The organism is Klebsiella sp. Ech2A, from assembly GCF_030078455.1.
GTDB classification, from domain to species: Bacteria; Pseudomonadota; Gammaproteobacteria; order Enterobacterales; family Enterobacteriaceae; genus Klebsiella; species Klebsiella terrigena.
In genome coordinates, this window is record NZ_JAQGFU010000032.1 from 15,233 (window position 1) to 35,768 (window position 20,536).

Below are 20,536 nucleotides of genomic sequence, written 5' to 3' on the forward strand. Positions count from 1 at the left end.
GCCGTTTACGCCAGCCTGCGGCGCAGGAAAAGCTGCTCCGGCCGGGCGAACATCACCAGATTACCCACCAGAATCAACGCCAGTCCGGCGACGGCATTGCCGTGCCAGACGTAACCTTCATAAAAGGTCGAGATGGTCAGCGCAACCAGCGGGAACAGCAGGGTGCTGTAGGCCGCCTTGCTGGCGCCGATTCGCCCGACCAGCGTGAAGTAGGCGCCGAAGGCGATAACGGAACCGAAGAGGGCCAGATAGAGCAGCGCGCCCATGTAGCTCAGCGTCCACTGGGGAGAAAAATCGTCGCCGCGTATCAGGGCGATGGCGCCCATCACCAGGGTTCCGTAGAGCATCGCCCAGCTGTTGGTGGTCAGCGTTTCCAGACCCCGGCGCTGGTGGCGGATGCTGAGCATATTCCCCAGCGAAAAGCCGTAGGTCCCCAGCGCGCTAAGACCAATTCCCCACAGCAGGGAGGCGTTCAGGCCGTTTTGCAGCAGATCGTCCCAGAACAGCGTCACGATCCCGGCCAGGCCCAGCGCGGCGGCGAGCCAGAAACGACCCGGCGGCTGCTGGCGGAAGAAAATAAAGCCGTTGACGGCGTTAAACAGCACCGCCATAGAAAAAATCACCGACTCCAGCCCGGTATTGATATGCGCCGCTGCGGTGTAAAAGCACCAGAAATTAAAGCAGAACACGCAGCAGCCCTGCAGGACGCAGAACAGATGATCGCGCCACGCCAGCGGGCGCAGGCGGCGGGTAGCCAGCAGAATCGCCAGCATGGTGAGGCTGGCAACGGCGAAGCGCCAAAAAATCGATACCGGCGCGGCAACCGGCCCCTGCTGTAGAAAAATGGCAATCCACGTGGTGCCCCAGATAACGACGACCAGCCCATAGAGTAATGCGTTCAAAATATCTCTCCCGTAAGAACACTCCCGGGCAGTGTGACGGCTTATCGCGCGCGTCGCTGTCACCATCTTGTTACGGACTTGCAAATTCTTGCGCTTATTTTGCTTTAAGAGGGCGGGAGGTCTGGTATCCACCGTCGACTCTTCATAGACTACGGGTTTGCGGAATCTGACTTGTGAAGGCTATGGCTTACGGGACTTTCGAAACATTACGTCGACAAAAAGCCGTGCTGCGGGAAACGGTGGAGCTGAACTCCGGCATTCAGCTGGCGGCGTGGTACAACAACCTCGATACGGTGACGGTACGTAGCGACCACCACACGCTGAGCCTGTACGTTGCCGACGGTTACGAAAGCTATCAGAAAACGCCGCAGGGCTGGAAAAACGGCGGCGGGCCGGATCGCTTCTGCCTGATGCCAAAGGGGGCGGAGAGCACCTGGGATATCCGCGGCGACCTCTCTTTTGTCCACCTTTACTGCACCGATGCGCATCTGCGACGCGTCGGGGAGCAGATCTGGGACCGCAGCCCGGCCTCGTTTAGCCTGCAGGAACAGACCTTTTCCCAGGATGATAAAATCACCGCGGTCTATCGTCAGTTTCTCCTCGACTACGACTGGCAGCAGCAGGCCAACCAGCTGACCCTGAGCTCCGCCAGCACGCTGCTGCTGACCCATCTTATCCAGCACTATTCGAACGTCCAGTGGCGCCTGCCAACGGTTACCGGCGGCCTGGCGCCGCACGTTCTGCGCACGCTGTTGGCGTGGATCGAAGAGAATCTTGACCAGCCGCTGACGCTGGCCGACCTGGCCCAGGAAACGGCGCTCAGCGAATATCACTTTGCGCGCATGTTCCGCCAGTCGATGAAAATGGCGCCGCATCAGTACGTCATGCAGCGGCGCATGCTCCGCGCGCAGGAGCTTATCTGCCACAGCGCTCGTTCGCTGACCGATATCGCCCTGGCCTGCGGCTTTAGCTCCGCCAGCCATTTCAGCAACCGCGTTAAAGGCGCCACCGGCCTGACGCCGTCGCAGCTACGCGCGGCGCAGCGCCGATAGCAGAGCGAAGCTCACTCCGCCCAGCAGCAGCCCCCAGAAGGCGGAACCAATGCCCGCCAGCGTCACCCCGCTGGCGGTGACCAGAAAGGTCACTACCGCCGCATCGCGCTCGCTTTCATGATTCAGCGCCTGAAACAGGCTCCCGCCGAGGGTACCCAGCAGCGCCAGCCCGGCGAGCATCTGGATCCACGCAACCGGCAGGGCCGACATCAGCGCGGTAATCGAACCGCCAAAAACGCCCGCCAGCAGATAAAACCCGCCGGCCGCCGCCGCCGCAAGCCAGCGGCGCTGAGGGTCGGGATGGGCGTCCGGACTTTGACAGATCGCGGCGGTGATCGCGGCAATGCAGATGGAGTAAACGCCAAACGGCGACAGCAGCAGCGCCAGGCCGCCGGTCGCCACGATAAGCGGCGACACCGGCACCGGATAGCCGGAGGCCTGCAGCGTGGCGAAGCCGGGGGCGTTTTGCGACGCCATGGTGACGAGGAAGAACGGTAGCCCGACGCTGAGCAGCAGGGAGGGGGTAAACTGCGGGGCGATAAACGTCGGCGCTGCGAACGAGAGGCTGAGATGTTCAGCGCTCACCTCGCCGCTGGCCCAGGCGATAGCGCCCCCCACCAGCAGGGCGGCGACGACCGCGAAGCGCGGGAGCAGGGCCTTGCAGATAAGCCAGGCGCCGAGCATGCCGCCGCAGAGCAGCAGATTACCCTGCAGGCTGGAGAAGGCCTGCAGGCCAAAACGCAGCAAAATCCCGGCCAGCATCGCCGCCGCCAGCGAGTGGGGCACGATTTTCATCAGGCGGGCAAACAGGCCGGTCACCCCGCAGAGCACGATCAGGGCGTTGGCGAAAACAAACACCCCGACCGCCTGCTCCAGCGTCACGCCCTGCAGCCCGCTGACCAGCAGCGCCGCGCCGGGGGTGGACCACGCGGTGAGGATCGGCACCTTACGCCACAGGGTTAGCGCGAGGGTGCTGACCCCCATACCCAAACCCAGCGCCGTCATCCAGCCGGCGATTTGTCCGGCATCGGCCCCCGCGGCGGCGGCGGCCTGCCAGATAATGGCCGCAGAGCTGGCGTAGCCGACCAGCACCGCGATAAAGCCGGCGAGCAGCGTCGGCAGCGGTAGGGAGAACGAGCGCATGATCACCTCTTGTGCGTTATAACGTCCGGTAAAATGTATCACTGTGCGCTATAGCGCACAAGTGGATCGATCGGTACCGCCCGCCGCTGCAGAAATGTGATCGCTATCGACTCCCGGCGGCGATAGCAGATTGCTCTATGTTGCCAGCAGCTAATTTCATCCGCTTCTCAAGATTGTGCGATATGTTTCCGGTAACAAAGAGGAGCGAGAAATGGAAAAGTTTTGGTACGGCGTAGCGTATTATCGTGAATATTTAGCAGAGGAGCGCTTGCAGGAAGATATTGCCCTGATGAAAGCGGCGGGTATTAATTACGTGCGGATTGCGGAAAGTACCTGGAGTACCTTTGAGCCGCAGGAAGGGGAGTTTGATTTCAGTTCGGTCACCACGGTTCTCGACGCCATGTATGAAAATAATATTGCGGTGATTATCGGTACTCCGACCTACGCTATTCCCGCATGGCTGGCGAAAAAACATCCGGAGGTGATGGCGACAACGCCTCAGGGTAAAAATAACTACGGCCACCGGCAAAAAATGGATATTACCCACCCCGCCTATTTATGGTATGCCGAACGGATTATTCGCCAGCTATTAAAGGTAACGGCCGATCACCCGGCGACGATCGGTTTTCAGATCGATAACGAAACAAAATATTACGACAGCTGTTCTGAAAACGTGCAGATTGAATTTATCAAGCACCTGAAGAAACGCTTTAATAATAATTTGGCTGAAATGAACCGCGCCTTCGGCCTGGATTACTGGAGCAACCGCATTGACGCCTGGGAGGATTTCCCGTCGCTGACCGGGACGATTAACGCCAGCCTCGGCAGTGCGTTCAGCGCCTTTCAGCGTTCGCTGGTCACCCGCTTTCTCGGCTGGCAGGCAGAGCTGGTGCGGGAGTATAAAAGCGACCGCCAGTTTATCACCCACAACTTTGATTTTGACTGGCGCAACTGGTCGTACGGGATCCGTGCGGAGGTCGACCATTTTAAAACCTCTGCGGTTGTCGATATTACCGGGGTAGATGTTTATCATCCCAGCCAGTTTAGCTTAACGGGGGCGGAAATCGCCTTTGCCGGCGATATTGCGCGGGTGACCAAAGATCGCCGCTACCTGGTTCTGGAGACTCAGGCCCAGGCCTTCAAGGAGTGGACGCCGTTCCCGGGACAGCTGCGGCTGCAGGCCTGGAGCCACGTCGCCAGCGGCGCCGGGCTGATTGGCTACTGGCACTGGCATTCGCTGCATAACTCATACGAAACCTACTGGAAGGGGATTTTAAGCCACGATCTGCAGCCCAACCCGGTATATCAGGAAGTGTGCCAGACCGGGGCTGAACTGCGCGATTTCGCGCCGCAGGTGATGGCGTATTCGCGCAAAAGCCGTATCGCCCTGGTGGTGAGTAACGAATGCCTGACGGCAATCGACTGGCATCCGTGGCGCGGGCATCAGTTCTCCCGCGATGCGCAGCATCAGTACAATGACATTTTCCGTCTGTACTATGACACGCTGTACCGAATGAATATTGCAGTGGATATTCTGGCGGTCGACGATCCGCGAATATTTCAATACGAGATGCTGGTCTTCCCGCTGCTTTATACGGTGAGCGATGAAAAGCTCCGGCAGATTAACGACTATATCAGCCAGGGCGGCCATGCCATTTTCTCATTTAAGTCCGCATTCGCTGATGAAAATATGCAGGTGCGCACCTGCGCGCAGCCGGGAATTATCTCTTCGGCCGTCGGCGCCCGCTATCAGCTTTTTGTTGCGCCACAGCGCACCGGGCTGACGTCGAGCCACCTGTCGCTATCGGGGCTTGATACCCGGGTACATGACTGGATAGAGCTGCTGGAGCCGGAGCCGGGCGCGACGGTATTAGCCCGCTACGATCATCCTTACTGGCATAAATATGCGGCGGTAACCTTTAATCGTTTTGAACAGGGGAGCGCAACCTATATCGGCTGCCATTTATCTGCCGAGGTCTTAGCTGAAATATTCCGTCACGCGCTGGCTGAGACTGCGCTCGCGGGAATAGCTGATGAGAATATAATCTTTCCGGTCATTATGCGTCAGGGCTTTGCCGAGAATAACCAGCAGCTGATTTATTACTTTAACTACAGCGCAGAGCCGCAGCGCGTTAAATTCAGTCCGCCCGCCGGACGCAATTTATTTAGCGGCGAAAATATCCATGCCGGGGATGAGATCCATTTAGGCGATTGGGATGTGCAAATTATTCTGCTGGAGAACCAACCATGAGTACTTTATCCATTGAGCGGGAGCCCTCCGCTGACGATCGGATCGGCTTTCGCGAGCGCCTGGCGTTTGGTTTAGGGGATTACGGCACGAACCTCACCTATACGATGATGGTGACGTTTCTGGCATGGTTTTATACCGATGTTGTCGGAATTTCCGCGGCCCTGATAGGCTCTTTAATGTTCTTTGCCCGGGTAGTGGATGGCGTAATCTGCGTATTTGTCGGGATCCGTATCGATAAAACGGAAACCCGGCTGGGCAAGGCGCGGCCGTGGGTGCTTTGGACGGCGGTGCCTTTCGGCCTGTCGGCATTCCTGATGGCCACCGTGCCCGACATTGGCGACAGCGGTAAGATCGTCTACGTGTGCGTGACCTACCTGCTGGCGAATATCTTTTTCACCGCCAACAATATCGCCTACGGCTCGCTGCTGGCGTTAATCACCCGCGATACCTGGCAGCGCGGCGTCCTGAGCGTCTTTCGCAAAGGGCTCTCTACCTGCGGCTCCTTGACCGTCGGCGTCTTTACCTTGCCGATGGTGGCGGCTCTTGGCAATAGCCAGACGGCGTGGATCGTAGTCTTTGCGATATTTGGCTTCTTCACCGCCCTGTGCCTGCTGCTGACCGGTGCCTGGACCCGTGAGCGAATTAAACCGGTGAATAAGGAAAACCGGCACCATATCCAAACGCGGGAGGTGGTGCGCTCGATAATCGGCAACCGCTACTGGTTAATGATCTTCTTTTATCTGCTGATCACCTTTACCAGCCTGACGGCGCTCTCAACGGTCAGCGTCTATTACTCGCGCTATATCCTGCAGGACCTGTCGCTGATGTCGTGGATCAGCCTCGCACAATATACGCCCGGGCTGATTACGCTGCTGGTGATTCCCTGGCTGATTAAGCGCCTTGGCAAACGCAACCTGGCGCTGCTGGGGCTAACGGTGTGCAGTATCGCCTATCTGCTGCCGCTATTGGATAAAACCAACTCGCTGTTTATCATCCTCGCGACAGCCGTACGCAGCGTCGGATTCTGCGGTATCGGCGCGACGATGTTTGCCTTCCTCGCCGATACCATCGATTACGGCGAGTGGAAAACTGGCCTGCGAATTGAAGGCATCCTCTTCAGCGCCGGAACCCTCGGGCAGACGCTGGGAATGGGGCTGGGCAGCGCAAGTGTCGGCTGGATGCTGGGTGCGGCGGGGTTTATCAGCGGCGGTAACGCCGTGCAGTCGCCGCAGGTGGTATCGATGATTGAGTTTCTATTCATCGCGTTTCCCTTTGGCCTGGCGCTTATCAATATGGCGATTATGTATTTCTATCGCCTCGATACGCTCTACGAGAAGGTCGAGGCAGACCTTTCGCAGGGAAAACTGGCGGAGTAATCTCAGGGCGCAATCTCGCGGTTGCGCCCCGTTTTAATGCAGGCAGAATACGGAACATGGGTTAGAGAGCGATGTGGTTGCCGACAATGAATACAGAGACGATGGATGATGATCTGATTATCTATTCGCCATTAATGCGCAGTTTTACCTTTAACGCCTGGCTGGTTGCCGGCTATACGCCCATTTTCCCGGGCAACAGGCTGGATACCTTTATTCAGCGCGAGCGGGGAATGAAAGGGTATATCATTAATATCACCCTCCGCGGCGCAGGGGTGATTCATCGTAATAACGAAACCTTTATCTGTCGTCCCAACGATGTCGTGCTGTTTCCCCCTGGCTGCCCTCATCATTATGGCCGCGAGGCGAAAAGCGATTGCTGGGAGCACCTGTGGATCTACTTTATGCCGCGCCCGTACTGGATTGACTGGCTGAAATGGGATCGCCAATGGCACGACGTCGGCATAACCCAGAGCAGCGACGCTGATTTTATTCAGCGCCTGAAGAGCGATTTTAAAGAGGTGATTCGCCTTTACTCTTCGGCGGATCGGCTGGACGCGATTCTGGCGGTTAACTGCCTGGAAAAGATCCTACTCCACTGCTTTAAGCTGCAGCCGGGGAGCAACTGCCTGTCGCTTGACCCGCGCATCATCGCCATCTGTCAGTATCTGGATGAGCATCTGGAGGAGAAAATCACCGTCAACACGTTGGCGGCGCGGGCGTTTCTTTCTCCGTCGCGGCTCGCGCACCTGTTCCGCCAGGAGACGGGAATGACGATTTTCGCCTGGCGAGAAAAGCAGCGCATGAACCGCGCGTCGCTGCTGTTGCAGCACGCGCAGTTGACGATTGCGCATATCGCTCAGCTGGTGGGATACGACGACGCGCTCTATTTTTCCCGCCTGTTCAATCAGCAGTTTGGCGTCGGACCCCGGGAGTACCGCAGGCGCTTTTCGCAATTAAACGCCCTGTAGAATCATATTAATACGCGTATAATTTCCGCTGAGAAAATCAGGAGGTGGAATGAATATTGCGCAACATCTTGCGGCAACCCTGAAAACGCTGCGTCAACAGCGCGGCTGGAGCCTGTCGCGCCTGGCGGAGGAGACCGGGGTGTCGAAGGCGATGCTCGGGCAGATTGAGCGCAACGAATCCAGCCCGACCGTGGCGACGCTGTGGAAAATTGCCACCGGGCTGAACGTGGCCTTCTCGACCTTTATCGTCGCCGATGATTCCGACGCGCCGGCCGCTTTCGACCCGCAGCAGCAGGCGATGGTGGTGACGCCCGTTTTTCCGTGGGATCCGCAGCTGCGCTTTGACCATTTTTCTATCACCCTCGCTCCCGGCGCGCTCAGCGAGTCAACGCCGCATGAAAAAGGGGTGATCGAGCACGTGGTGGTAATAAGCGGAGCGCTGGAGCTGTGCCTTGAGGGGCAGTGGCACAGCCTGCAGGCGGGGGAAGGGCGGCGCTTTGCCGGCGACCTGGCGCATGCCTATCGCAACAGCGGCGCGCAGACGGCCCATTTTCATTCGCTCATTCACTACCCCAAAGAAAAAGCCGCCGGGGGTTAGCCGGCGGCCAATCAAGATGACTGATGATAAAACAATCCACAACGTGACGAGGAAAATCCGGAATACGCAGTGACTTTACCCTGCGCCGTTTTCGCTGGGAAATACCTTTTCCTTCAATGCTTTGCCAGAATCTGAAAATTCGCCCCGCGGCGACGGCGGAAATTGTTTTGGTCTCTGCCTACTTCTGACTACAATAGCCGCCATTTCGCCCCCTATAACGGATAACGACGATCGTATGCGCCTGCAAAACCATCATCTTGAACTTCTTAGCCCCGCCCGCGATGCCGGGATCGCCCGTGAAGCGATTTTACACGGCGCGGACGCGGTTTATATCGGCGGACCGGGCTTTGGCGCGCGCCACAACGCCAGCAACAGCCTCAGCGACATCGCCGAACTGGTGCCTTTCGCCCATCGCTACGGCGCGAAGATTTTTGTGACGCTGAATACCATCCTGCATGATGATGAGCTTGAGCCCGCGCAGCGCCTGATTACCGATCTGTATGAAACCGGCGTTGATGCGCTGATCGTGCAGGATATGGGGGTGATGCAGCTGGATATCCCGCCGATTGAGCTGCATGCCAGCACCCAGTGCGATATCCGCAGCGTTGAAAAAGCGAAGTTTCTTTCCGATGTCGGCTTCAGCCAGATAGTGCTGGCGCGCGAGCTGAATCTGCAGCAGATCAAGGCCATCTACGAACACACCGACGCGACGATTGAGTTCTTTATTCACGGCGCGCTGTGCGTGGCCTACTCCGGGCAGTGCAATATCTCCCACGCGCAGACCGGGCGCAGCGCCAACCGCGGCGACTGCTCTCAGGCCTGCCGCCTGCCGTATACCCTGAAAGATGACCAGGGTCGGGTGGTGGCCTACGAGAAACACCTCCTGTCGATGAAAGACAACGATCAGACCGCCAACCTGGCCCAGCTGATCGACGCCGGCGTGCGCTCCTTCAAGATTGAGGGCCGCTACAAAGACATGAGCTACGTGAAGAACATCACCGCCCACTATCGTCAGATGCTGGACGCGATCATTGAAGACCGGGGCGATCTCGCGCGCTCCTCTGCCGGACGCACCGAGCACTTCTTCGTGCCGTCCACGGATAAAACCTTCCATCGCGGCAGCACCGACTATTTCGTCAACGCGCGTAAAGGGGATATCGGCGCGTTCGATTCGCCGAAGTTTATCGGCCTTCCGGTGGGCGAAGTGCTGAAGGTGGGTAAAGATCATCTTGACGTCGAGGTGAGCGAAGCGCTGACCAACGGCGACGGCCTGAACGTGATGATCAAGCGCGAAATCGTCGGTTTTCGCGCCAATACGGTAGAGAAAACCGGTGAAAACCGCTACCGCGTATGGCCAAACGAAATGCCGGCAGATCTCTACAAGGCACGCCCGCATCAGGCGCTGAACCGCAATCTTGACCACAACTGGCAGCAGGCGCTGCAAAAGACCTCCAGCGAGCGGCGGATTGCGGTAGATATCACCCTCAGCGGCTGGCAGGAACAGCTGGTGCTGACGATGACCTGCGAGGACGGCGTCAGCGTGACCCACACCCTCGACGGCGAGTTTGCCGAAGCGACCCAGGCCGATAAGGCGCTGGCCAACCTGCGCGACGGGGTGGCGAAATTAGGCCAGACCATCTATTTCGCCCGCAGCGTTGAGATCGCGCTGCCCGGCGCGCTGTTTGTGCCCAACGGCCTGCTCAATCAGCTGCGTCGCGAAACGGTAGAGCGTCTCGATCGGGCGCGCCTGGACGCCGCGCCTCGCGGCCAGCGCAAGGCGGTGTCCGTGCCGCCGCCGGTCTATCCGGAAACCCATCTCTCGTTCCTGGCGAACGTCTATAACCACAAGGCGCGTGAGTTTTATCAGCGCTACGGCGTGAAGCTGATTGATGCCGCCTATGAAGCGCACGAAGAGAAAGGCGACGTGCCGGTGATGATCACCAAGCACTGCCTGCGCTTTGCCTTTAACCTGTGCCCGAAACAGGCTAAGGGGTCGATTAAGAGCTGGAAAGCCACGCCGATGCAGCTGATTCACGGCGACGAGGTGCTGACGCTGAAGTTTGACTGCCGTCCCTGCGAAATGCACGTGGTGGGCAAAATGAAGAACCATATTCTGAAAATGCCGCTTCCGGGGAGTATCGTCGCCTCCGTCAGCCCGGACGAACTGTTGAAAACCTTGCCCAAACGCAAAGGCGCCTGATCGGCGCCGGGACTAGCTGCGGGAATAGGTTTTAGCCCGGCGGGCGTTCTGCCAGCGGTGCTGTTCGCGCAGGTTCGACGCCGCATCGTCGTACTGGCTGCGTAATTCGTCGCAATCGGCCTCGTGCAGCAGTCGCTGTTCGAGGCTGGGGACCGGGAAGTAGTCGTGTCCCTGCTGGCGGGCCAGCAGGTGGCCGGAAAAGAGCGCGCACAGCAGCAGTAAGGTCGAAACGCATCTCCTGATCATATCCTGTTCCGTATGGGGGCGAGTGCAGCCACTATGCCTGCCGGTTGTTGAGTTTTTTTCTGCGTCAGTCAAAGAAGGGAAAAGGCTCTGTCAGCGCCGGCTGACGGAAGATAAAAAAACCGGCAGATGCGCTGCCGGTTGATGGACGGTTAAGATAAAACGCTAGACTTTTAGCCCGGCTGCGGTCATTAACAGGCGAAAACCCATACTCACCGCCGCCAGCGCCAGCACGCTGCCGCCCCACAGCGCAACCATCCAGACCATCTGCTTAAGCCATAATCGATTCATCAATGATACCCCTCACCGTGTTGAACTTTGCCGCGGAATACGTAGTAGCTCCAGAAGGTATAGCCAAGGATCACCGGAATAATCAGCGCCGCGCCTACCAGCATAAATCCCTGGCTCTGCGGCGGCGCGGCGGCCTGCCACAGGGTAATAGCCGGCGGAATAATATGCGGCCAGACGCTGATCCCCAGCCCGCTAAAGCCGAGGAACACCAGCCCAAGCGTCAGCAGGAAAGGCCGCGCGTGATGGTCGCGGCTGCCTAACGCCCGCCACAGCCAGACGCTGAGTACCAGCACCAGTAGCGGAACCGGCAGCAGGAAAAAGAGGTTCGGTAAGCTGAACCAGCGCGCGGCGATAGCGGGCTGCGCCAGCGGGGTCCACAGGCTGATCGCTGCAATCACCGCCAGCAGCGCCAGCAGTAGGGCCCGCGACGCGCCGCGCATCTTTTCCTGCAGCGGCTCCTCGCTTTTCATCACCAGCCAGCTGGCGCCCAGCAGCGCGTAGGCGATGGTCAGCCCCAGGCCGCAAAACAGGGTGAACGGCGTAAGCCAGTCGAGCATGCCGCCGCTAAAGGCGCGGCCGCTGACCGGGAAGCCGTTAATGACCGCGCCGACCACCACGCCCTGGGCAAAGGTTGCCAGCAGGGAGCCGCCAAGAAAAGCGAGGTCCCAGAAGGGCCGGTGCGACGGCGTGGCCTGGAAGCGAAATTCGAAGGCCACTCCGCGAAAGATCAGGCCAACCAGCATCAGCGTCAGCGGGATCGCCAGCGCGTCGATAATGACCGCGTAGGCCAGCGGAAAGGCGCCGAACAGCGCCGCGCCGCCGAGCACCAGCCAGGTCTCATTTCCGTCCCACACCGGGGCCACGCTGTTCACCATCACGTTGCGATCCTCGGGGTCGCGGATGGTGCAGAATAAAATGCCAATCCCCAAATCGAAGCCGTCCATGACGATATACATCAGGGTGGCGAAAACGATGATGGCAAACCAGATTACCGACAGGTCGATAGCCATTAGTGGGACTCCTTATGCTCAATATGGCCGGTGGCGGCGGAAAGCGGGCGCGCCGGGGTGCCGCTTACCGGCGGATTGACCTCCTGCGGGCCTTTGCGGATCAGGCGCAGCATATAGCTATAGCCGACGCCAAAGACCGAGCTGTAGACCACGAAAAACGTCAGCAGGCTGATGGTCATATGCAGGTCGCCGTGGGCGGAAACGGCGTCGGCGGTGCGCTGCACGCCATAGACAACCCACGGCTGGCGGCCTACCTCGGTGGTCACCCAGCCGGCGAGGATGGCGATCAGCCCCGATGGCCCCATCCAAAGCGCAAAGCGCAGGAAGGGCTTCGAGTACCAGAGCCGCCGGCGGTAGCGCAGCCACAGCGCCAGCGCTCCGAGCAGGATCATCAGCATGCCGAGGCCGGCCATCAGGCGAAATGACCAGAATACAATGGTCGAATTGGGGCGGTCCTCTGGCGCAAACTCCTTCAGCGCCGGAACCTGTTTATCGAGGCTGTGGGTGAGGATCAGGCTACCGAGCGCCGGAATTTCGAGGCCGTAGCGGGTGCGTTCCTGCTGCATATCCGGCCAGCCGAACAGCAGCAGCGGCGTCGGTTCCCCAGGGCGGTTTTCCCAGTGTCCCTCGATGGCGGCAATTTTTGCCGGCTGATGCTCAAGCGTGTTCAGGCCGTGCATATCGCCAATCATTGCCTGGATGGGGGCGACGATCAGCGTCATCCACAGGGCCATCGAAAACATCGCGCGAATGGCCGGGGTTTGATTCCCGCGCAGCAGATGCCATGCCGCCGAGGCGCCGACGCACAGCGCGCTGCTGAGGAAGGCCGCCACAGACATATGCAGCAGGCGGTAGGGGAATGAGGGGTTGAAGATCACTGCAAACCAGTCGACGGGCACCACCTGGCCGTTGACCACCTCAAAGCCCTGCGGCGTTTGCATCCAGCTGTTGGAGGCGAGGATCCAGAAGGTGGAAATGATGGTTCCGGTTGCCACCATGCAGGTGGCGAAGAAGTGCATGCCGGGGCTGACGCGGTTCCAGCCGAACAGCATCACGCCGAGGAACCCGGCTTCGAGGAAGAAGGCCGTCAGCACCTCATAGGTCAGCAGCGGCCCGGTAATGCTGCCGGCGAACTCAGAAAATCCGCTCCAGTTGGTGCCGAACTGATAGGCCATCACCAGACCGGAGACGACGCCCATGCCGAAGTTGACGGCGAAAATTTTCGACCAGAAGTGGTACAGCGATCGCCAGACGGGATTTTTAGTTTTTAACCACAGCCCTTCCAGCACCGCCAGATAGCTGGCAAGCCCGATGGTGATGGCGGGAAAGATAATGTGAAACGACACGGTAAAGGCGAATTGAATTCGCGCCAGGTGGAATGCATCAAGACCAAACATGCAGTGCTCCGCAACAAAATTGATTCAGCGCAATTCTAGGCGCCGCCCGCTGGCGGTTGCAGAGGCAGAAAGGCTCTTTTTTCCCATAACAGTCGCGAGACTGTTATGGATTTTTCCCTGCAGAACAGAGCCGCGGTGGTTTAAGAATGTGGGCAGCCGATGCTGTGTCGACGATGCGCAATGAGCGGTTTGCCGGGCTGGCAGCAGGGGAAGATGGGGGATAAATAGCGCGAATTTATAATAATCTGCGGGCTATGAAAAATTTTATTGCGCTCTGATTTTATGCTACTGTCGCTCTAATAACTGAACATGTCGGTTTACTTATGTGAGGGGAAGAGATGAGAACGCTGACCGAAGAGCGAAGAAAAGCCATAATTAATGCCGCATCCGCTATTTTTCAGGAGATGGGGTACGAGCGTGCCTCGATGAATGAAGTCGCAAAACGCGTTGGCGGCTCTAAGGCGACGCTATACAACTACTTCTCTTCGAAAGAAGAGCTCTTTGAAACGGTGGTTCGTACCTACAGCACGCGTTTTCTGAGCGAGGCGGCAAGCGATCTCCTTGATGCTAAAAATGCCGGTTTGACGCTGGAGCAAAAGCTTATCCGGTTTGGCGAGCGCATGCTGCAGGTGCTTGCCGGAGATAACCAGGCGCTACAGATTTACCGGGTGGTCATCGGCGAGGCCGGGCATTCTGACATTGGCTCCCTTTTTATCGAATCAGGGGTCAGCGAAAGCATGGGGACGCTTTCTGTGGTTTTGGCGGAAGCGATGAGTAAGGGGGAACTGACGGAAGGCGACCCGGTAACAAGGGCTGCCCAGTTCACCGCCCTGGTAAAGGCCGAGGCCGATGCCATGATCCTCAAACGCGATTTACCGCACTATAGCACCGCCAAAATCAACCAGATGGTCAGAAACGGGGTGCACCTGTTTCTTTATGGCGCTCTTCCACGAAATGATTAAGCGAAACGGTCTGGCGGCCTTACGGAATCGGCGCGTTCACGTTCCGGTCCCGCAAGGCATCAGCGCGGGATCCTCCCGGATTAAGCCGCTTTTACGCCCCTTCGCGTCATGTTACCTGCAGGTCGACCGTGCTGAGTCGGCCCATTCTTCAGCCGTGCCTGCAATCGCGATCGCGAGCTGATTGACCAGCCGCTGGGCGAGCGGGAAAAGCCGTAAATAGTCATCGGGCGCGCTCAGGGTTAGCTGGCTCTGGCAGAGGAGTCGTCGCCGTTGATCGCCGCTCCTTGCTGAGAGGCTCCAGTCTGCATCAAGACGAACCCGATTCCCCGGCCAGAGATCAAAACGGCGAATCTGTATCTGTATCCTCACCCGCTGCTGTTCATCCGTCTTCGACAAGCCAGAAACATCCTGAGTGCCAAGCCGCTGGGCTATCTGGGGCGAAAGGGCGGAGTGCATCTCCTCGCTCAGCGGACTCAGCCACCGGTCATTATTGAGCACCAGCATTGAGCTGTCGCTCTGACGTATCACGACCTGCTTGATATCCAGCGGCGGCGGAACGCCGATCGGCAGAAGCTCAACGACAAAGGCCGCTCTTTTTGCCGGGCCGGCAGGGGGCGCGGGCAGCTGTAGCGTGTGGTTGCCGATCGGCGGAGAGGAGCAGCCGTTGATGGCGAAAATCATCGCCAGTGTGAAAATAAACGGCAGCAGTTTCATTGGCTTTTCCCTTGGTTAAAATCAGCGGTTTTCGGCGGAATCTCAGGCTCAGGGTCCTGCGGTGTTCCCCGCAGCAAGGCTTCCGGATGACGGTCGAGCTGGTCTGTCAGGTCGCGCAGCGACCTTAAGGTCCTGCCGGTCTCCTGAAGTACCTGCATCAGGTTGGCCATGAGGGGGGAGTCCTCAGCTATCAGGTCCTGCACGTCTGCGGTCGTATTTTGCGTTTGTTTCAGCAGCCGGTTGGCCACCGGCAGCGTCTCGCCGTTAACGATCCGCAGCGTTTTACTGAGCCCGGCGAGCGTGGTGTCGAGATTGTTGCCGATAGATTCCAGCGGCAGCTGATTCACTTTTGCGACAATTCCGGCGACCTGATCCTGAATTTTATCCAGGCCGCCGCTGACGGTAGGAAGCTGAAGGGGGCGAGCGGCCAGATCGAAGGCGACCTTCGGCGCATCGGGGATAAAATCGAACGTAATAAAAAGCTGGCCGGTCAGTAAACTGCCGGGAACCGCCTGCGCGCGAAGGCCTTGCGCGACCAGATCGCGGACGAAAAGCGCCGCGACGCGCTCCATATCCTCGGTTCCCGACGGATGGGGCAATTTTTTCACAAGCGGACCAATGCGGGACGGATAGACGTTAATGCCGACGATAGTCGGAAAGCGATAGCCCGTCGGAGCGTAATCGAGATCGATAGAGGTTACCCGACCAACCACCACGCTGGAAAACTGGACCGGAGCGCCGACGGCAAGGCCGCGAAGAGAGCGTTCGAAGCGCAGTTTGAACGCAATGGCAGGGCCATCCGGCTGAGCCAGCGCGCTTGCCTGGTCGGCGAAAAGAGCGTAGCGGACCCTTTCCCCGGCGCCTTGAGGATCGCTATGAGCGACGGATGCGAACGCAATACCCCCTGCCATAATGGTGGCCACGGTTTGCGTTTTCAGGCGCACGCCGTCAGCGCCCACGGAAAGGTCAATCCCGCTGACGTTCCAGAACCGCGTATCAGCCGCGACCAGTCGGTCATAGGGCGCGTCAATAAAAACGTTAAGAGTGACGCCGGCCCCGTCCTCCCGCAGATGGTATGACGCTACCCGGCCTACCTGCACCCGGCGGTAGTAAACCGGCGAACCAATATCGAGTGACCCCAGGTCGGCGGCGTCAATAATGAACTGGCTGCCCTGAACATCGCTGATGATTGTGGGAGGCGTTTCAAGCCCGCGAAATTCACGCTCGCTTTCGGTTGATTTCCCTCTGTCCATGCCAATATACGGGCCTGACAGAAGCGTATCGATGCCGCTGACGCCGCTGATACCGACACGCGGCCTGACTACCCAAAAGCGGGTATCTTTGCGGATCAGGCTCTCAGCGCTTCTTGCCAGTTGAACGCGCGCAAGCACCTCTGAACTATCGGCGCTGAGGATAATTTCTTTGACCGTCCCGACGTTGACATCTTTATATTTGACCGTCGTTTTTCCTGCCTCCAGGCCCGCAGCGCTGCGAAACGAAATGACGATCTCCGGCCCCTCGGTGAGTTTTGTTTGCAGCAGCATGGAAAGGCCCGTCAGCAAGGCAATTATCGGCACCAGCCATATCAGAACATTGCGCCAGCTGTGGCGGATCAACGCGGGTTCGCCCGGCAGCATTTGCTTCATTCATCACCTTCCCAGATTAATCTCGGGTCAAAACTTAAGGCGGATAGCATCGTCAGAAACACGACCAGACCAAAAAACAGGATCCCAGCCCGAGGTTCTGCTTCACTCAGGGAGGGGTACTGAACCAGTCCGCTGACGGTCGCGACGACAATGACGTCGAGCATCGACCAGCAGCCAATCCATTCCGTAATATGATAAAGCCGGGTTCGCTCTCTTCTGGCCCACGGACTGCGGATTGCAGAACTGACCAGCAGCGCGGCGATGGAAAAAAACTTCATGCAAGGGATCGCCACGCTGGCAATAAAGATAATTACGGCAATTCCGTACGAATCGGCATGCCAGAAATCCACCACCCCTTCCATAATCGTGCTTTCCTTTCCACCTCCAGGCAGGCGGGTAAACATCACGGGCAAAACGTTTGCCGGAACGTAAACAATAACGGCGGCGATGAGCAGGGCGCATGAGCGACCAAGGCTTTTTCTGTCAGGAGGGCGCTGCCGCGAACCGCAGCGGGGACAATATTGCGTGGTTTCCGGCGTTGGGCGAAACACCAGACGGCAACAGCGGCAGCCGGTAACCCCGGCCTGATGGGCAAGCAGGACTCTACGCATAGCCCCTCTCTGCTGAAGCCGCCGCCGGGCATACTATCCATAAGGGCCGCAGGTCGTAGCTGTTGACGATAATCATCAGTACTACGGAGGCGGCCAGCGCCCAGCCGCCGGCTCCGGGAGCCACGTCCAGCAGCGAAGATAGCTTAATCGCAGCAATCAAAAAGCCCAGCACGCCAACATCCGCCATGCTCCAGGGGCGTAGCCAGCTGAGGATTTTCATCAGCGAGATGAAACCCGGCGCCCGCCGTCTGAAATGGGCAAACGCGAGCAGCCACAGCAGAAGCAGGATTTGCATCAGCGGGGCCATAATCAGCAGAAAGGCCGTTAATATCGCCATCAGCGGGAAGCTCCCCGCCTGCGTCAGCGCCCATGCGGTCTGCCAGAGGGTGATTTCATTCCTGGCGCCATGAAAACTAATCATCATGACCGGATAAAGGCATGCCAGTGAAAAGGTGATAAGCGCAGCCAGGGTCAGCGGCAGCAGCAGGAGGGGGGCGGGGCTTCTGTTCTGCCACAGCAGCGTATGGCAGCGTTCGCAGCATGCGGTAGTGCCCGAGCCGTCAGAACGATAGCGGTAGAGGGCGCTGCATAGCGGACAAACGATAAGATGAGGGTATATTTTCATGGGTTTTATCAGCAGCGTTAAGTTACGGGGCGGCCAATATTGCAGGCCGCCGCCTTTAATCGAGAAGCGATGTCATCTGACGCTGTCGCTGGAGAGGCCGGTAAACGCAGCGGCTGAAGCCAGACCCACATCCCGGCGTTATGTCCGAACTCACCCGCTGAGGCGTTGAGCTGAGCGCGCTATTTGAGGGTTTCCGCCAGCTCTTGCGCACCTTTTTCAATCCCTACCTCCGCCGCGCTCAGAGAGCCGAAGGTGGCGGAGATATTCATCGCGTTCGGATACTGTTTTGCCACATAGGCGTGCAGCAGCCTGTTGGTTGCGGCGTCATAAATTTCGACGGCATAGTTCACATACCCGCTCAGCATGCCCTGTCCGCCGCGGATAGCCTGAACGATATTGTAGGGGCCGCCGGCGAGGTCAAATTTGGTAACGGTTCCGACAAACTGAGTGGTGGTATCCGCGCCGGTGAGCGTCAGCTTCAGACGGAGGGTTGTTGGGGAGGCGGCAGTCTCCTCACGAAAGCGGGGGCGTAATGCCGCAGAAAATTTCTCCTGCATGTCGCTGGCCAGCTTCTGCCGGTCAGATTGCGGCATATCGCCAAACTGATTGTCAGGTCCCTGATAAATCGTGACGGGGTCAATAATGATGCTGTCGTATTTTTTCCAGTCTACCCCGGGGCCGTAGCGGAAGGGGATACGATCGGACTCGTCGCCGGTGTTGGGGGTCAGGTGCGAGGATGAGTCGAGGCCAGCATAACGGACGGGATCGTTGCTCGCGCAGCCCGCGAGCAGCGCGACCGCAGCCATAAAAGTCAGGCGTATTGCCCGTGAGAAAGTGGTCATCTGAGTATCCTTAAAATAAGACGTTTATGACTTAAGCCTCGGGTAAGGCCGCCGGTAGCGCAGAAATCCGGACCTGTTTCAAAAGCGGGTCGTCAAGTCAGGTTTTGTTTATTTCTGAACTGTACGGTATAGTTTTGATCCAGCGTGAATGTCATGTCAAGAAAATGTTTCCCGATAAGACATTGCGTATCGGCTTATGAGTGACGAGGGGGAAATATGGGAACTGAGAACGGAAGTCGCGAACGGCTTCTCCGCGAAGCTGCCGCCGTTTTTGGTCAGGCCGGATATGATGCGCTCTCTTTCAGGCTGCTCGCCCTGAAGATAAACTGCCCGCAAACAATGCTCTGTTATCATTTCCGGGATCGCGAGACGCTCCTGAGTGAAATTATCCGCATCTATGCTTACGGACATCTCCACAGGGCGGTATCCGTGCTGCTCAAAACGGATGCCTGTAGCATCAGAAGGCGACTTATGCGTTTCGCCGTACAGATGCTGTTGGTTTTACGCAATGGCGAAAATGTGCTGGATATTTTACGTCGCACGGTAAGCGAGCTTCCCGGCAGAGGATTGACGGCTCTTCTCTTTGAGGCGGGTCTGCGGCAGGTGCATGAGATCCTGACGGATGTTATTGATAGCGCCATGCAGCATCGCGAGATTCGCTTTGGCGATCCCGGCCTGCTGTCGTGTCAGTATTTTGCACTGCTGAATAATATCATCGCAATTAATCTGTTGTTAAAAGAGAAGCCGCACGTCAGCGTGTGCCAGATACGGAAATCAGCCAGGGAGTCGGTAGATCTTTTTCTCGACGGAGCGCTGGCCTTGAGGGCAAAAGAGAAATATTCGGCCGAACACACGGCTGCTTCGGGCGCCTTGTTCAGCAGCGGTTGCCATTCGGGCGATAGCGCCGGTCCTGGGGACAAATAACGGCGTGCTTTTGGCAATCTTCCTCCTCCATGTCGGATTGCGCGGCGGTCCTGATAGCGAGGCGGCGCTTTAGCTACATCTATAACAGTTTTTATAAACTGCCATTTTTTATCAGCTGTTATACTATAGGCCACAACGTTCATCCGCGGACTCACCTATGAAAAAGTACCAACAGCTGGCACAGCAGCTGACCGAACAGATTGCGCTCGGCGTCTGGCAGCCCGGCGACCGCTTGCCCTCGCTGCGCGAGCAGGTGGTCAGCAGCGGAATGAGTTTCATGACGGTCAGCCACGCCTATCAGCTGCTGGAGAGCCAGGGGCGAATTATCGCCCGTCCGCAGTCGGGCTACTACGTTGCGCCCAGGCCGGTTAAGTCGCGCCAGCCGGCGCCGCCGGCGCAGGTGACCCGCCATGAATCGGTGGACATTAATACCTACATTTTTGAGGTGCTGCAGGCCAGCCGCCAGGCCTCGATGCTGCCTTTTGCCTCCGCTTTTCCCGATCCGCGCCTGTTTCCGCTCCAGCAGCTAAACCGCTCCCTGGCCCAGGTCAGCAAAACCGCAACGGCGATGAGCGTGATTGAAAACCTGCCGCCGGGTAACGACGAGCTGCGCCACGCGATTGCCCGCCGCTACGCGCTGCAGGGAATGAACATTTCGCCGGACGAGATAGTGATCACCGCCGGCGCGCTGGAGGCGCTCAACCTCAGCCTGCAGGCGGTTACGGAGCCTGGCGACTGGGTGGTGGTGGAAAATCCCTGCTTCTACGGCGCGCTGCAGGCG

At 58.3% G+C, this 20,536-nt stretch carries 20 protein-coding genes; 9 read left to right on the forward strand and 11 right to left on the reverse strand.

Features of this window, described 5'->3' with window-relative positions:
* Positions 1-5 precede the first annotated feature (5 nt).
* The gene (locus tag PFH44_RS09240; protein WP_045855210.1) at positions 6-902 is read right to left on the reverse strand and encodes a DMT family transporter; all 897 of its coding nucleotides are present in this window, start codon (positions 900-902) and stop codon (positions 6-8) included.
* 182 nt (positions 903-1,084) lie between these two features.
* On the opposite strand from PFH44_RS09240, the gene PFH44_RS09245 reads away from it, so the two are divergent.
* Positions 1,085-1,954 carry a helix-turn-helix domain-containing protein gene (locus tag PFH44_RS09245; RefSeq protein WP_045855211.1) on the forward strand — a complete coding sequence of 290 codons (870 nt, stop codon included), beginning with the start codon at positions 1,085-1,087 and terminating at the stop codon, positions 1,952-1,954.
* Here PFH44_RS09245 and PFH44_RS09250 read toward each other — a convergent pair.
* Positions 1,931-3,097 carry a benzoate/H(+) symporter BenE family transporter gene (locus tag PFH44_RS09250; protein WP_283824857.1) on the reverse strand — a complete coding sequence of 389 codons (1,167 nt, stop codon included), beginning with the start codon at positions 3,095-3,097 and terminating at the stop codon, positions 1,931-1,933. The genes PFH44_RS09245 and PFH44_RS09250 overlap by 24 nt on opposite strands.
* A 211-nt stretch (positions 3,098-3,308) precedes the next feature.
* Between PFH44_RS09250 and PFH44_RS09255 the strand changes: the two genes are divergently transcribed.
* The 5 genes from PFH44_RS09255 to PFH44_RS09275 all read left to right on the forward strand — a co-directional run bounded on the left by PFH44_RS09255 (position 3,309) and on the right by PFH44_RS09275 (position 10,490).
* A complete protein-coding gene (locus PFH44_RS09255) occupies positions 3,309-5,348 on the forward strand; it encodes a beta-galactosidase (protein ID WP_283824858.1) in 2,040 nt (679 codons plus the stop codon).
* Entirely contained in the window at positions 5,345-6,724 is a 1,380-nt protein-coding gene (locus PFH44_RS09260; RefSeq protein ID WP_283824859.1) for an MFS transporter, read from the forward strand. The genes PFH44_RS09255 and PFH44_RS09260 overlap by 4 nt, the downstream gene beginning before the upstream one ends.
* Positions 6,725-6,810: 86 nt before the next feature.
* Entirely contained in the window at positions 6,811-7,692 is an 882-nt protein-coding gene (gene araC, locus PFH44_RS09265; RefSeq protein ID WP_045855215.1) for an arabinose operon transcriptional regulator AraC, read from the forward strand.
* 49 nt (positions 7,693-7,741) lie between these two features.
* Entirely contained in the window at positions 7,742-8,290 is a 549-nt protein-coding gene (locus PFH44_RS09270; protein WP_283824860.1) for a helix-turn-helix domain-containing protein, read from the forward strand.
* Positions 8,291-8,525: 235 nt separating this feature from the next.
* Positions 8,526-10,490, forward strand: coding sequence for a peptidase U32 family protein (locus PFH44_RS09275; RefSeq protein WP_283824861.1), 1,965 nt, complete (start codon positions 8,526-8,528; stop codon positions 10,488-10,490).
* A gap of 12 nt (positions 10,491-10,502) precedes the next feature.
* On the opposite strand, the gene PFH44_RS09280 is transcribed toward PFH44_RS09275, so the two are convergent.
* The 4 genes from PFH44_RS09280 to PFH44_RS09295 all read right to left on the reverse strand — a co-directional run bounded on the left by PFH44_RS09280 (position 10,503) and on the right by PFH44_RS09295 (position 13,431).
* Positions 10,503-10,736 carry a DUF2554 family protein gene (locus PFH44_RS09280; RefSeq protein WP_045855218.1) on the reverse strand — a complete coding sequence of 78 codons (234 nt, stop codon included), beginning with the start codon at positions 10,734-10,736 and terminating at the stop codon, positions 10,503-10,505.
* Between the two features lie 162 nt (positions 10,737-10,898).
* Positions 10,899-11,024, reverse strand: a complete 126-nt coding sequence (locus PFH44_RS09285; protein ID WP_072051800.1) for a DUF2474 domain-containing protein — start codon at positions 11,022-11,024, stop codon at positions 10,899-10,901.
* Positions 11,024-12,034 (reverse strand): cytochrome d ubiquinol oxidase subunit II, encoded by a 1,011-nt coding sequence (gene cydB, locus PFH44_RS09290; protein WP_283824862.1) that lies wholly within the window; start codon positions 12,032-12,034, stop codon positions 11,024-11,026. Before cydB ends, PFH44_RS09285 begins: the two co-directional genes overlap by 1 nt.
* Positions 12,034-13,431 (reverse strand): cytochrome ubiquinol oxidase subunit I, encoded by a 1,398-nt coding sequence (locus tag PFH44_RS09295; RefSeq protein ID WP_283824863.1) that lies wholly within the window; start codon positions 13,429-13,431, stop codon positions 12,034-12,036. The genes cydB and PFH44_RS09295 overlap by 1 nt, the downstream gene beginning before the upstream one ends.
* 338 nt (positions 13,432-13,769) lie before the next feature.
* Between PFH44_RS09295 and PFH44_RS09300 the strand changes: the two genes are divergently transcribed.
* Positions 13,770-14,393: a TetR/AcrR family transcriptional regulator gene (locus PFH44_RS09300; RefSeq protein ID WP_045855221.1), complete on the forward strand. Its 624-nt coding sequence runs from the start codon at positions 13,770-13,772 to the stop codon at positions 14,391-14,393.
* Between the two features lie 111 nt (positions 14,394-14,504).
* On the opposite strand, the gene PFH44_RS09305 is transcribed toward PFH44_RS09300, so the two are convergent.
* From PFH44_RS09305 to PFH44_RS09325, 5 genes are all read right to left on the reverse strand, one after another.
* Entirely contained in the window at positions 14,505-15,107 is a 603-nt protein-coding gene (locus tag PFH44_RS09305) for a PqiC family protein (RefSeq protein WP_283824864.1), read from the reverse strand.
* Positions 15,104-16,753, reverse strand: coding sequence for a PqiB family protein (locus PFH44_RS09310; protein WP_283824865.1), 1,650 nt, complete (start codon positions 16,751-16,753; stop codon positions 15,104-15,106). The genes PFH44_RS09305 and PFH44_RS09310 overlap by 4 nt, the downstream gene beginning before the upstream one ends.
* Positions 16,750-17,364 carry a paraquat-inducible protein A gene (locus PFH44_RS09315; RefSeq protein ID WP_283824866.1) on the reverse strand — a complete coding sequence of 205 codons (615 nt, stop codon included), beginning with the start codon at positions 17,362-17,364 and terminating at the stop codon, positions 16,750-16,752. Before PFH44_RS09315 ends, PFH44_RS09310 begins: the two co-directional genes overlap by 4 nt.
* Positions 17,357-17,989 carry a paraquat-inducible protein A gene (locus PFH44_RS09320; RefSeq protein WP_283824867.1) on the reverse strand — a complete coding sequence of 211 codons (633 nt, stop codon included), beginning with the start codon at positions 17,987-17,989 and terminating at the stop codon, positions 17,357-17,359. Before PFH44_RS09320 ends, PFH44_RS09315 begins: the two co-directional genes overlap by 8 nt.
* A gap of 179 nt (positions 17,990-18,168) precedes the next feature.
* Positions 18,169-18,831 (reverse strand): DUF3313 domain-containing protein, encoded by a 663-nt coding sequence (locus PFH44_RS09325; RefSeq protein ID WP_045855226.1) that lies wholly within the window; start codon positions 18,829-18,831, stop codon positions 18,169-18,171.
* A 216-nt stretch (positions 18,832-19,047) separates the two neighbouring features.
* Here PFH44_RS09325 and PFH44_RS09330 point away from each other — a divergent pair, with 216 nt between their 5' ends.
* Positions 19,048-19,755: a TetR/AcrR family transcriptional regulator gene (locus PFH44_RS09330; protein WP_283824868.1), complete on the forward strand. Its 708-nt coding sequence runs from the start codon at positions 19,048-19,050 to the stop codon at positions 19,753-19,755.
* A 157-nt stretch (positions 19,756-19,912) separates the two neighbouring features.
* Positions 19,913-20,536 (forward strand): aminotransferase-like domain-containing protein (locus tag PFH44_RS09335; protein WP_283824869.1); only part of this gene is annotated, 624 nt, incomplete at its 3' end.

Excerpts from the sequence above, each read along its gene's own strand:
- PFH44_RS09250 (WP_283824857.1), bottom strand. The coding sequence starts at position 3,097 with ATGCGCTCGTTCTCCCTACCGCTGCCGACGCTGCTCGCCGGCTTTATC.
- PFH44_RS09255 (WP_283824858.1), top strand. The coding sequence starts at position 3,309 with ATGGAAAAGTTTTGGTACGGCGTAGCGTATTATCGTGAATATTTAGCA.
- araC (WP_045855215.1), top strand. The coding sequence starts at position 6,811 with ATGAATACAGAGACGATGGATGATGATCTGATTATCTATTCGCCATTA.
- cydB (WP_283824862.1), bottom strand. The coding sequence starts at position 12,034 with ATGGCTATCGACCTGTCGGTAATCTGGTTTGCCATCATCGTTTTCGCC.
- PFH44_RS09300 (WP_045855221.1), top strand. The coding sequence starts at position 13,770 with ATGAGAACGCTGACCGAAGAGCGAAGAAAAGCCATAATTAATGCCGCA.
- PFH44_RS09310 (WP_283824865.1), bottom strand. The coding sequence starts at position 16,753 with ATGAAGCAAATGCTGCCGGGCGAACCCGCGTTGATCCGCCACAGCTGG.
- PFH44_RS09295 (WP_283824863.1), bottom strand. The coding sequence starts at position 13,431 with ATGTTTGGTCTTGATGCATTCCACCTGGCGCGAATTCAATTCGCCTTT.
- PFH44_RS09315 (WP_283824866.1), bottom strand. The coding sequence starts at position 17,364 with ATGCGTAGAGTCCTGCTTGCCCATCAGGCCGGGGTTACCGGCTGCCGC.
- PFH44_RS09275 (WP_283824861.1), top strand. The coding sequence starts at position 8,526 with ATGCGCCTGCAAAACCATCATCTTGAACTTCTTAGCCCCGCCCGCGAT.
- PFH44_RS09320 (WP_283824867.1), bottom strand. The coding sequence starts at position 17,989 with ATGAAAATATACCCTCATCTTATCGTTTGTCCGCTATGCAGCGCCCTC.
- PFH44_RS09280 (WP_045855218.1), bottom strand. The coding sequence starts at position 10,736 with ATGATCAGGAGATGCGTTTCGACCTTACTGCTGCTGTGCGCGCTCTTT.
- PFH44_RS09305 (WP_283824864.1), bottom strand. The coding sequence starts at position 15,107 with ATGAAACTGCTGCCGTTTATTTTCACACTGGCGATGATTTTCGCCATC.
- PFH44_RS09270 (WP_283824860.1), top strand. The coding sequence starts at position 7,742 with ATGAATATTGCGCAACATCTTGCGGCAACCCTGAAAACGCTGCGTCAA.
- PFH44_RS09245 (WP_045855211.1), top strand. The coding sequence starts at position 1,085 with ATGGCTTACGGGACTTTCGAAACATTACGTCGACAAAAAGCCGTGCTG.
- PFH44_RS09330 (WP_283824868.1), top strand. The coding sequence starts at position 19,048 with ATGGGAACTGAGAACGGAAGTCGCGAACGGCTTCTCCGCGAAGCTGCC.
- PFH44_RS09260 (WP_283824859.1), top strand. The coding sequence starts at position 5,345 with ATGAGTACTTTATCCATTGAGCGGGAGCCCTCCGCTGACGATCGGATC.
- PFH44_RS09285 (WP_072051800.1), bottom strand. The coding sequence starts at position 11,024 with ATGAATCGATTATGGCTTAAGCAGATGGTCTGGATGGTTGCGCTGTGG.
- PFH44_RS09325 (WP_045855226.1), bottom strand. The coding sequence starts at position 18,831 with ATGACCACTTTCTCACGGGCAATACGCCTGACTTTTATGGCTGCGGTC.